Origin of the sequence: Desulfovibrio cuneatus DSM 11391 (assembly GCF_000430005.1) — a bacterium.
Lineage (GTDB): Bacteria > Desulfobacterota > Desulfovibrionia > Desulfovibrionales > Desulfovibrionaceae > Frigididesulfovibrio > Frigididesulfovibrio cuneatus.
The window spans coordinates 1-10,990 of sequence record NZ_AUCY01000059.1 but is presented as its reverse complement, the minus strand read 5'-3'; the positions used below and the strand labels follow the sequence as shown (position 1 = coordinate 10,990).

Annotated in this window: 9 protein-coding genes; 1 reads left to right on the top strand and 8 read right to left on the bottom strand. The window is 53.0% G+C overall.

The annotated features are described in order from the left end of the window. Positions 1 to 1,099 precede the first annotated feature (1,099 nt). The 7 genes from selA to fliJ form a co-directional block, all read right to left on the bottom strand. Complete coding sequence (gene selA, locus G497_RS20845) at positions 1,100 to 2,521, bottom strand: L-seryl-tRNA(Sec) selenium transferase (RefSeq protein ID WP_027188346.1); 1,422 nt, start codon at positions 2,519 to 2,521, stop codon at positions 1,100 to 1,102. A 126-nt stretch (positions 2,522 to 2,647) separates the two neighbouring features. Further along, on the bottom strand, positions 2,648 to 3,112 hold the full coding sequence (locus G497_RS20840; protein WP_027188345.1) for a ferritin-like domain-containing protein: 465 nt from the start codon (positions 3,110 to 3,112) through the stop codon (positions 2,648 to 2,650). Between the two features lie 81 nt (positions 3,113 to 3,193). Next, complete coding sequence (locus G497_RS20835; RefSeq protein WP_027188344.1) at positions 3,194 to 3,661, bottom strand: EVE domain-containing protein; 468 nt, start codon at positions 3,659 to 3,661, stop codon at positions 3,194 to 3,196. A gap of 407 nt (positions 3,662 to 4,068) precedes the next feature. Continuing rightward, entirely contained in the window at positions 4,069 to 4,578 is a 510-nt protein-coding gene (locus G497_RS20830) for a peptidylprolyl isomerase (protein WP_027188343.1), read from the bottom strand. A gap of 158 nt (positions 4,579 to 4,736) precedes the next feature. Then, positions 4,737 to 5,549, bottom strand: a complete 813-nt coding sequence (truA, locus tag G497_RS20825; RefSeq protein WP_027188342.1) for a tRNA pseudouridine(38-40) synthase TruA — start codon at positions 5,547 to 5,549, stop codon at positions 4,737 to 4,739. A 289-nt stretch (positions 5,550 to 5,838) separates the two neighbouring features. After that, positions 5,839 to 6,555, bottom strand: a complete 717-nt coding sequence (locus tag G497_RS20820; protein ID WP_156908101.1) for a MotE family protein — start codon at positions 6,553 to 6,555, stop codon at positions 5,839 to 5,841. Then, on the bottom strand, positions 6,512 to 6,952 hold the full coding sequence (gene fliJ, locus G497_RS20815) for a flagellar export protein FliJ (RefSeq protein WP_027188340.1): 441 nt from the start codon (positions 6,950 to 6,952) through the stop codon (positions 6,512 to 6,514). Before fliJ ends, G497_RS20820 begins: the two co-directional genes overlap by 44 nt. A gap of 613 nt (positions 6,953 to 7,565) precedes the next feature. Here fliJ and G497_RS20810 point away from each other — a divergent pair. Next, positions 7,566 to 10,607: an ATP-binding protein gene (locus G497_RS20810; RefSeq protein ID WP_051258101.1), complete on the top strand. Its 3,042-nt coding sequence runs from the start codon at positions 7,566 to 7,568 to the stop codon at positions 10,605 to 10,607. Here G497_RS20810 and G497_RS20805 read toward each other — a convergent pair. Further along, positions 10,570 to 10,782, bottom strand: coding sequence for a hypothetical protein (locus G497_RS20805; protein ID WP_027188339.1), 213 nt, complete (start codon positions 10,780 to 10,782; stop codon positions 10,570 to 10,572). The two genes, G497_RS20810 and G497_RS20805, sit on opposite strands and share 38 nt — an antisense overlap. Positions 10,783 to 10,990 lie beyond the last annotated feature (208 nt).

Below are 10,990 nucleotides of genomic sequence, written 5' to 3'. Positions count from 1 at the left end.
AGCCTAACATGCTAAGAATACTGGATTCCTGCCTGCGCAGGAATGACAGTGCTTAGGGTGGTGGGGCTATGGGTAGGCTCGTCTGATGAGAGAAGAGGAAACTCAAAGGCTTTGCCGCTTAAGGGAATCGGCTTGTAGTGAGGGAGGGGAGAGAATGTACATTAAGTATAAAGAGGCACGATGCCACTTACATATTGCAGCACAATAGAAAATAGTTGGCACCGTTGCCCCTGCGCAGGCAGGGGGCCAGTATTGTGTTTTTTGCTTTTACCCATTTCCACTTGCTACACGCATAAGACAGCCTAACATGCTAAGAATACTGGATTCCTGCCTGCGCAGGAATGACAGTGCTTGGGATGGTGGGTAGGAATAAGGGCATAGGCAATGCTTACACCACAGATGTTCTTAATGCCAAGGTTGATGAACACCACTCATGTGACCTTAAAGCCGAGATTGAGGTTACGCCCACTTACCCATGCGGAGTGCGGTACACTGCTCGCCACTTCCCGCAAGTGTGCCATTTACCTTATACACCACTCCCTTTGCATACCCCCTTCCCACCTCAGACGAGGCTGCTCATTTTCTGCACGGTGTACGCGCGCTTTGCTGCGCCCGCGTACTCATACGAAGTGCGGTGGTTTTGCCTCCACTGCCCAACAATGAGGCAATTACCTTCTGTGGCACAGCATACAAATTCAGCAAGCAACCGATAAGCGCCCATCACTTTCGCGTGGCACGGAGTACTCTCCGCGCGAATATATTTGTGCAGCGTACGAGTCTTCGAGTGAGCGGAACAAATCTACTGAGCGCGGGCCGCAACCTAGCGGGGGCACGGGGTGCAACCCCGTGTGCGCGGGGGTGCAGGGGGCCGCCGCATTGCGGCCCACCTGCCCAAGCGGAGCGGATGAATGAAGAAAAAAGAGGCATGGTGTGGCGGCACGCCACAATAACCCTAGCGGAGCGGCAAACAAAACAAAAAACAACAGGCTGGTGTGGCGGCACGCCCCAATAACCCTCGCGGAGCGGCAAACAAAACAAGAAAAGATGAATGGTGTGGCGCTTGCGCCGCACAAACTCTTGCATCACCATTCTTAAAAAACTAAATCCCCCCCACCGCCTCCACCAAACACCCCGCCGCCAGCGCATCTTCCCCTTCTTGCAATGTCCGCGGGTCCAAGCAAAACGCATCATCTTCCACCCTGCCCACCATGGGCAAGGGCAACCGCAACAGCGCCTCCCGCAGGGCTTCCGCTTCTATTCCTTCCACGCGCACCAGCGTAGTAGGCAAGTCACACTCCGGGAATGCCCCGCCCCCAACGCGAGATTCCCCGGCCCGCAGCACCACAGAAGCGCTGATTCCAGCAGCAGCAAACGCCTTCACCACCCGCTTTTGCAAGCGCACCGCATGACGCCGCATGGCATCTGCCCCGGCGTGCAGCATCCGCAAGGTGGGAATACGGGTTAACGCCAGTTCAGGGTCAGTATACAACCGCAAGGTGGCTTCCAGGGCAGCCAGGGTCATTTTATCAATGCGCAGTGCCCGGTTCATGGGGTTTTTCTGCATTTTCCCTATGGTTTCTTTACTCCCCACAATAATGCCCGCCTGTGGCCCGCCCAGCACTTTGTCGCCACTAAAGGAAACGGCGTCCAGCCCGGCGGCCACGGTTTCCTGCACGGTGGGTTCATGCAGCAGCCCAGGCACCCCGGCCCGCTGCCAGTTCACCAGGGAACCGCTACCCAAATCTTCCAGGGCAGGCAGCCCATGCTGGTGGGCCAGGGCCACAAGCTCGCTGCCGGGCACCTGCTTCACAAATCCGCTAATGCGGAAATTGGAGGTATGTACCTTCATTATGGCTGCGGTACGTTCAGTAATGGCCCGTTCATAGTCGGCCACGTGGGTGCGATTGGTGGCACCCACCTCGTGCAGGGTGCAACCGCTTTTTTCCATTACTTCAGGAATGCGGAAACTGCCGCCAATTTCCACCAGCTCCCCGCGGGAAACAATCACTTCTTTGCCTTTGCACAGGGTATCCAGCATCAGGAACACGGCAGCGGCGTTGTTGTTCACCACCAGGGCAGCTTCTGCCCCGGTAAGGGAACAGAGCAGTTCTTCCACATGGCTATAGCGGCTGCCCCTTGCCCCTGTGTGCAGGTTAAACTCCAGGTTTGAATACCAGGCCGCCGCTTCTGCCGCCGCTTTTGCCGCTTCCGGGGCAAGCAGACTACGCCCAAGATTGGTGTGAATAACCACCCCTGTGGCATTAAGCACCCGCCGAAAATGTGGCATACCGTGTTGCCCCACAAAGGTTACAAGCCCAGGCAACAGGGCAGTAGCCCCCAGTATTGCAGGGTCTGTAATGCACCCTTCTTTAATAAGGCAACGCTTTTCTTGCAAAAAAGCATTCACCAGTTCCCGCAGCATGGGCCGGGGCAAGCCCGCGCACAACGCAGCGTGCGCGGTGTGAAGCTGGGTGAGTAAATTTTCCGTGGCTGGCAAAGCCCGGTACAGGGTGTTCGGCATGGGGCGCTCCTTGGAGCAGTAAAAAGAATAGCGGCTTTACACGGCCGCACGGCAACATAGTAATGTGCCCATGTCACCCGTCAAAGCCGCTGTGTTTGAATGGCTCAAAAAAACGCCAGCGTTTCCCTAGCTACCTGATTTACCGTGCTGGGTAAGCAGCTTGATATGGCGGCGTTCTTCATCGGCACAGGCGCGCACGGAGGCCCGTTCACCCGCTGGCACCATTTCTTCCAGGGCAATAAAAAAGAGCAACGTGTCTTTTTCAAGCTGAATGGCAGCGCCAATAGGGCTTTGCAGCATGCGTTCATGTGCTTCAGGCAGGAACAGGGTGTGGGAATCCAAAAGAGCCTGCACATAATCCAAATATTCTGCATCGCTGCTGCCTGCGGGCAATTCCAGCCCACCCAGGCGCTTCAGCATGGTGGCAAACAACTGTTCGTGGCGGTTTTCTTCTTCCGCCATGTATTGGAAGAATTTCTTGTCTGTGGGGTTGGTCGCTTTTTCAGCTACTTGCAGGTAAAAGGCATGACCACGCTTTTCTATTTCCACTGCTGCGGCAACAGCATCTGCTGCCTTTACAAAACTCGCCATGAGAACCTCCTGATATGCGGGCACACCGCAGGGTTAGCGAAACAAGAACACTACATGAGGGAACACTTTGCAAAAAACGCATTAACCAAGGGATTTTGCCAGGGCCATAATAGCTTCATAATGCGCGGGGCCAACTGGCTGCACTGAAAGACGGCTGCCCTTGCGTAAAAGTTCCATACCCTCCAGCTCTGGCTGGGCACGAAGAAAGCCAAGGGGAAGGGGGTGGGCAAAGCGCTGCACAAGGTGCACATCCACCAAATACCACCACGGGTTATCTGCCGTGGAACGCGGGTCAAAATGGTCATTCTCCGGGTCCCACTGGGTGGGGTCCGGGTACGCTTTGCTGGCAACTTCCACCAGGGCCACAATAGCCGGGTCTTTTCCGGAATGGTAAAAAAAACCCAGGTCGCCCACACGCATTGCATCACGCATAAAGTTGCGGGCCTGGAAGTTTCGCACCCCGTCCCACATGGTGGTTTGGCCGGGGCTGTTTGCCAGGTCGTCTACCGAAAAGCAATTGGTTTCTGATTTAAAAAGCCAACAAGACATGTGGATCCCCTTTGCTGCCTGTACACCTCAACGAAGCGCAAGCGGAAAAAAGCAAGCAACACCGCCAAACGGAACATAGCCGGAAACGTTGCGTTTTTTCGTTTGGCTAGGCGCGATGGTTTTTTAGAAGCGGTGGCTGACAATTCCGCAGGAAAGTGGAATTGGGAACCGACCACAGGGCGGGAGTCGAAGGCCGAGGCCCAGGACGGGCCGAGTCAACTCTTTGGTCCTGCCCCGCTGACAAAAAAGCAAGCAACACCGCCAAACGGAACATAGCCGGAAACGTTGCGTTTTTTCGTTTGGCTAGGCGCGATGGTTTTTTAGAAGCGGTGGCTGGACTCTTTGGTCCTGCCCCGCTGACAAAAAAGCAAGCAACACCGCCAAACGGAAAAACCCGGCGTTTCCCCTTACAGGTCGAAAACGCTGACGCTAGTAATAAGCACCGAATCGGCTGGCAAATTCTCATGCTCCCCGGCGGCGCGGGTTTTTGTTTTTTCTATTTTTGCCACGGAATCCATGCCTTCCACCACTGCGCCAAACACACAGTAGCCGAAGCCTTCTGTGGTGGCTTCTGTAAAGTCCAGGTCCGGGTTATCCACTGTGTTGATGAAAAACTGGGCTGTGGCGCTGTGGGGTTCGCCTGTGCGGGCCATGGCCAGGGTGCCTTTGGTGTTTTTCAGTCCATTTTCTGCCTCGTTGGCAATGGGGGCGTTCACGTTTTTTGCTTCCACCCGCAAGGTATAACCGCCGCCCTGAATCATGAAGTCTTTAATCACCCGGTGAAATATGGTGTTGTTATAAAATCCGGCATCCACGTAGCTCAAAAAATTTGCCACGGTGGCCGGGGCTTTGTCCTGAAACAGTTCTACCAATATATCGCCAGAGGTGGTTTCAATTAACACATGGGGGTTGCTCATGTATGCTCCTGTTATGAGGTCAATCGTAACGTTACTTTTGTCTAAAAGCCCTACCATGCACTGGCATCTCCTGCAACACCTTCACCCTGCCTAGTATGCGCACTGGCGCTGGAATCAGCCAGGATTTCTTAAGGGCTTGGTTTTAGCACGGGGGCATGTCACAACGTGGGCAACTCAGCCGGGTAGGCCACCTGCATAAGGCAAAGCCCTTTGGCCGGGGCGGCAGGGCTGGGCAAAGCGTTGCGCTGCCCCGTGCGCATCAGTTCCGGCACACAATGGGGGGGAAGCTTGCCTTTGCCTACCCACACCAACAGCCCCATAAGGTTGCGCACCATTTGCTTTAAAAAACCTGTTCCCGTGAACTGCCAGGTGCACACAGGCCACTCAGGCGGGCAATGCATACCGTGCAATTGCCCATGCACCGGGGTTACGGCCATAAGGGTGCGCACAGTGGTAATAACATGGCTGCCCATGTTTTGGACAAAGGCAAAGTCGTGGGTGCCAGTCAAATAACTGGCCGCGCACAGCATGGCTTGTTCATCCAGAACAGGCACCCCCCAACACAGGTGGTGCAAATGAGGCAAAGGCCCTTCCCCCCCGCACCATAACGTATAGGCATAAGTTTTATGCTGGGCATGCTTGCGGGCATGAAAATGCAGGGGCACTTCTTCCACCGCAAAAATGCGAATATCTGGCGGCAACTGCCGGTTCATGGCGCGCAGCCAGGGGAATGCACGGCACCGTGCGGGCAGCGTAACATGGCACACCTGGCCCTGGGCATGCACCCCGGAATCGGTACGGCCAGCACCATGCACAGGTGTATACGCCCCCATCATGCGGAAAATGACCTTTTCAATTTCATTTTGCACTGTGGGTGGGCCGGGCTGCAACGGCTTGTTCTGGCTTTGCCACCCCTGGTAGCGGGTTCCTTCATAGGCAACGGTGAGGCGAAGACGAAATTCACTAGGCATATATGATTCTTTTCCCCACAGGGAACGCAGGCAAAAAAGTGACTATAACAAGGCAGGGTATGAGCAGGACAACACTGCCCTGCCCTTGGGTCATAGCACGGGAAGCCCCAGCGCTCAATGAAAAGGGTTAGGGCTGGCGTGTGCAGCAAAATACTACAAAAAAACCTTTTGCCGGGCAGCGGGTATTGCCGGGCAAAAGGTTTTTTCAGAAGCATTCTATTTCCAGGGAACCACTGATTACGTGATATTTTGGCAACGCTCAGTCATGCGGCTTTGCTGCCTGTCCATTTTATTCCAATGGCATTTGCATACGGGTAAGGGCTGCGGTAAGGCTTGCCGCAATTTCCGGCTTTACAAAGCTTAAAATTTCTCCGGCCTGCCTGCCGCGCATACCAGCCAGCACGCGCACTGCAATGCGCTGGTCCATGGTTTCCAAAACCTGGGCAGCGGAGCGGGCCCGCATGTTGGAAAGCACTTCCACAAGGTGGCGGAACTGGGCATCATTGGTCTTTTCCGCTTCCTTCATCATGGTACCAAGGCGGTTTTCCAGCATTTCCATGCGCTGCAATTTTTCTGCAAGCTGCTGTTCCAGGGTACGCAGTTCCTGCTCTTTGCGGGCAAGCTCTTCCTGCTTGCGGGTAAGCATGTCACGCGTTAGGGGGTCGCTGGAGGTAGCGTTTTTGTCTTCCGGCTTTTGCACAATGGCAGGCAGGCTGCGGTTGGCAGAAGCCGGGGGCAGGGTGGTGCTTTCCGTTTGCGGCGCAGCAGCCCCCGTTGCCGGGGTGGGGGGTATGGCAGGGGGCGCTGCCGGGGCGGCTTCAGCCGCATTGGCAACAGTGCCCTGCATAACCTTGCTGGCAGGAACCGATGTATCGAACAAAGAGAGGTTCCCAGGTTCAAACAAAAGAAAGCCCGCAATGCCAGCCTTGATGGCCAGGGCCAAAAAGAGCAGGCGGCCTACCCTAGAAGGACTGAATGTTGTGCCGGATCGTTGCTGTTTCATCATATTCCCGCTCTTCTTCCAAACGTTCTTCAGCAGCATGTTTTACTGCCTGCTTTTCTTTGAGCTTGTCCAACAATTTGCGCTCTTTGGCCTTTTCGCCCAATTCCACGCGGCATTGCTGCACCTGCTCATTCAGTGCCTGTTCACGCTGTTCTGCCTGGCCCACGTCGAAACGCACAAGTTCCGCATAACGCAGGGCAAGCCACAATTCATCCGGTGTTAACCCCCCAGCCTGAGAAAGCACCGCCTGTTGTTCCGCAAGGGTTTGCCGCAAGGCAGCAAGCTCTTTTACCTGAGCTTCATGGCGCGTTTGTGCAGCAGCCAAAGCCTGCTTGGCTTGGTCTTCAAGCTGAACACGGTAACGCAGCACTTGCTCTAGGCGAAAACGAAAGGGAGGCATGGTGTTTCCTTGTTTCCTTCACCCCCGCAGTTCCCAGGGTTTTCCCTTACGCTGCATACGGGTGTCGAAAAAGTGGCAATTTCATAGTTATTAAGCAAAAGCCGTGCCTAATCAAAATTACCCATTAATATTAGCAAACTACAAAAAAACACTACGTATTCACATTCCTGCACAACAAAAAACAGACGCTCTGTTCCGGCTAATAACGGGCGTGAATAGCATCTATAAGGTGCATGGCCAAGCCAGGCGCTCATTGACCTGAGGAATTGCGCCTTCCTGCAAGGTCAGTTACCGGGCACCCACAATACTTTCGTGCCTCCACCCTAAAAGAGTCAATTGACTATTTCCCACAAATATATAGTAATCATTATGGTCGGAAAAGGTTTGGCACTTTTGTCTTCTCCCCCCTCATTTAGGAGTTGAAAAAGTTCTCTTCTTATGCTCTTACTAAAGAAAAGTAGTAAGCTACAGCCACCCATACTACCGCCAGGCTTACCCACTCATCCTTTGCGTGAATGGGCCTGTCCAGCACCTTCCTAAGAAACATTCACAAATCCATTCCCCCAAGAATATACGTGAACTTTGCGCAACGGCATTTGTTCCAAGGATAACCATGTTTCAAAATCTTCCCTTTAAAGTAAAAATATTTACGGTCATCACCGCGATTATGGTTATTTCCTTCATGGCGGTAACCTGGATAGTAGCCAGCAAAAGTGTGGAAATGGCCAAGCAGGATGCCTTTGTTCTTGCCCAGGTACGGGCAGAAAAATATAAAAACGAAATTTTGGCCCAGTTGCAGGGGGCACGCACCACGGCGGAAACCCTGTCTTCTGTTTTTGAAACCCTCAAGGCCCACAACCTTACAGACAGGGCCATGATGAACGACATTCTGCAACACACCCTGGCCCGCAAGAAAGCCATAACCGCGTTTTGTATTGCTTATGAACCAAACGCCCTGGATGGCAAAGACGCACTTTATACCGGTAAAGCGCCGGAATACGACAGTACAGGCCGCTACGCCCCCTACTGGAACAAACTGGGGGGGAAAATTGCGGTGGAGCCCCTGTACGACATTGATAAAGCCGACTGGTACAGTGTGCCTAAGGAAACCCATAAAGAATACATAACCGACCCCTACCCCTACCATGTGCAAGGCACGCAGGTTATGCTTGCCAGCCTTATTTTCCCCATTTTGCAGAATGACAGCTTTATTGGGATTATTTCTTCCGATATCGTTCTGGATACAATTCAGGAAATGGTTTCACGGGTAGGGCAAGACGGGCAAACAGGCTTTACCCAGGTTATTTCCAATGCCGGGGCCATTGTTGCCCATCCTGATACCTCCTTCCTTGGCAAAAGCCTTGCCGAGGCAGTGCTGTATAACACCCTTCTGGCAAACCCCGGCCTTGCCCGCCAGGCTATTATTCTGGGCAACGAATTTATCAACAAGCACCCTGCCACAGAAGCAGACGCCCCGGAACACCTGGAGCAACACAGCAAATGGGCCACATTTTTGGGGCAGCTTGAACAGTTTCAGCATAACCCCGGTGTAACGGTGTTGGATATCAGCCTTATCACGCCAGACATTGCAGAAGCAATGCTGCACGCTTCCCCGCAGGCCTTGAACTATGTGCAAAGCACCAAGAAGGCCATTGCCACAGGCACGTTACACATTACCCATGAAAACGACGTGTACACCGTGTACATGCCCATTCAGTTCAGCGAAGTCACAAAACCCTGGTCTGTTGCCGTAAGCGTGCCCATGGCAGACGTGCTGAAAAATGCCAACAGCATTTGGCGTTATGTGCTTGGGGTTGCCATTATAGCCATATGCCTGATGGCGCTGTTGCTGTATGTAACCACCCGCGGGGTAACCAAACCCATTCTTGACCTTGCCATAACTGCCAAAACCCTGGGTGAAGGCAATTTTGACATTGTCATTCCACACAGCCAGAACAATGATGAAATTGGCATGCTCTCACGGGCATTCAAACTTATGGCCCAGCGCATTACCGACCTGGTAACAAGCCTGCAAAACCATACCCAGCAACTGGAAGAAAATAATAACCACCTCAAAGGACTTAATGAAATGCTGGTTACCGCCAAAGAACAGGCGGAAAAATCCAGTAAGGCAAAAAGCGAATTCCTTTCCAATATGAGCCATGAAATTCGCACCCCCATGAATGCTATTATTGGCATGACAGCCATTGGGGAAGCCGCACACGACGCAGCACAAAAAAATTATGCTCTGGGGAAAATTAAGGAAGCCTCCTCCCACCTTATGGGCATCATCAACAGTATTTTGGATATGTCCAAAATTGAGACCAACATGCTGGAACTGACCCAGGCAGAGTTCGTGCTGGAGGGTATGCTGCGCCGCGTTGTGAGTGTTATTTCCGTTTCCACAGACAAAAAAGAGCAGCACTTTTCTCTGAGTATTGATGAAGCCATTCCACGCCACCTGATTGGCGACAACCAGTGGCTGGCGCAAATTTTAACCAATCTGCTTGCCAATGCCGTAAAATTTACCCCAAACAACGGCAGCATTACCCTTAGCGCACAATTGCTGCGCGACGAAGACACCCACTGCGTTCTCCAGTTTACGGTTTCAGATACAGGCATTGGCATTACTGAAGAACAAATGGAACGCCTGTTTCATTCCTTTGAACAGGCAGACAACAGCACTTCACGCAAGTATGGCGGCACAGGCCTTGGCCTGGCCATTACCAAGCGGGTTGTGGAAATGATGGATGGCTCCATTTGGTGCGATTCAAGCCCAGGGGAAGGGTCCACCTTCACCTTCACCGCCCGGCTACAAAAAGGCACACCTGCCCCGCACAATGGGTTGGCAAACCACGCTAACGCCCGCATTCTTGCGGTGGGTCAGGCAGAAACGCTTCCCACCGTCAGCACAAACCTGCTTTCGCGCCTGCAATTGTCCTTTACAGCGGCCCATAGCTCCCAGGAAGTGCAAAAGGCACTTACCCATAACGGCCCATTCCAGCTTTGCCTGCTGGATGCTGAACACCTGACAGAGCCCGCCACAACAGTGTTGGCCTGCATAAAACAGTATGCACCCAACCTGCGCATCGTGGTGCTGGCCACTTCCACAAACTTTGCCAAAATTGAAAGAGAACTTGTTCCCCTTGGGGCGCATTGTATTCTTGTTAAGCCACTCTTTCCATCCGATATTGTGGACAACCTGAATGAAACCCTGGCCCCACCCCAAAGTAGCCATACTGCACTTGCCACTGCTCAAACAAACGCCCTTGAACAGTATTCAGTGCTGCTTGTAGACGATGTGGAGGTTAACCGGGAAATTGTTGAGTGCCTGCTGGAACCAACAGGGGTACACATCACCTGTGCTGAAAATGGCGTAGAAGCACTCCATTTGTTCAGCGATAACCCTGAAGGGTATTCCCTTATCCTTATGGACATGCAAATGCCGGAAATGGATGGTATTGAGGCCACACGCCGCATACGTGCCCTGAACCACCCCTGTGGCAAAACAGTGCCCATAATTGCCATGACAGCCAACGTGTTTCAGGAAGATATCGATAAGTGCCTTGAAGCAGGCATGAATGCCCACCTGGGCAAGCCACTGGATGTTGAACAGCTTATGCACACGCTGCACAGGTACTTGCCAGGGCATTAGAAAAAACTGAGGATACAAAAAAAGCCCCTGAGGACTCAGGGGCTTCTTCATGTCGGCCTTTATGCTTTTGCTTGCGGGAGTAATTCTTGACAGTTTTGTGTTGCTTTACAGTAGGTGCATGTTGCTTGCGCACCTTGGGTTCTGGAATTTCCAGAACAAAAAGAACCTTACTCATGGTGTTCTCCTTTGGTATAAGAGGCAGAGTTATGCCGTGCATTAAGGGCGGTGTCAAGGAGAAGGCATACCCTAACCGGAGCTCTTGGGGCACGGGCACAGTGTGTAGGCAGCTATGGCCAATAAAAAAGCCCCCTGGCCGCGTTTGGCAGACAGGGGACCAATATGGAGTCGGGAGTATTGCCATGGAGGCTTATGTTAACATCTTC

Excerpts from the sequence above, each read along its gene's own strand:
- G497_RS20830 (WP_027188343.1), bottom strand. The coding sequence starts at position 4,578 with ATGAGCAACCCCCATGTGTTAATTGAAACCACCTCTGGCGATATATTG.
- fliJ (WP_027188340.1), bottom strand. The coding sequence starts at position 6,952 with ATGCCTCCCTTTCGTTTTCGCCTAGAGCAAGTGCTGCGTTACCGTGTT.
- truA (WP_027188342.1), bottom strand. The coding sequence starts at position 5,549 with ATGCCTAGTGAATTTCGTCTTCGCCTCACCGTTGCCTATGAAGGAACC.
- G497_RS20810 (WP_051258101.1), top strand. The coding sequence starts at position 7,566 with ATGTTTCAAAATCTTCCCTTTAAAGTAAAAATATTTACGGTCATCACC.
- G497_RS20820 (WP_156908101.1), bottom strand. The coding sequence starts at position 6,555 with ATGATGAAACAGCAACGATCCGGCACAACATTCAGTCCTTCTAGGGTA.
- G497_RS20840 (WP_027188345.1), bottom strand. The coding sequence starts at position 3,112 with ATGGCGAGTTTTGTAAAGGCAGCAGATGCTGTTGCCGCAGCAGTGGAA.
- selA (WP_027188346.1), bottom strand. The coding sequence starts at position 2,521 with ATGCCGAACACCCTGTACCGGGCTTTGCCAGCCACGGAAAATTTACTC.
- G497_RS20835 (WP_027188344.1), bottom strand. The coding sequence starts at position 3,661 with ATGTCTTGTTGGCTTTTTAAATCAGAAACCAATTGCTTTTCGGTAGAC.
- G497_RS20805 (WP_027188339.1), bottom strand. The coding sequence starts at position 10,782 with ATGAGTAAGGTTCTTTTTGTTCTGGAAATTCCAGAACCCAAGGTGCGC.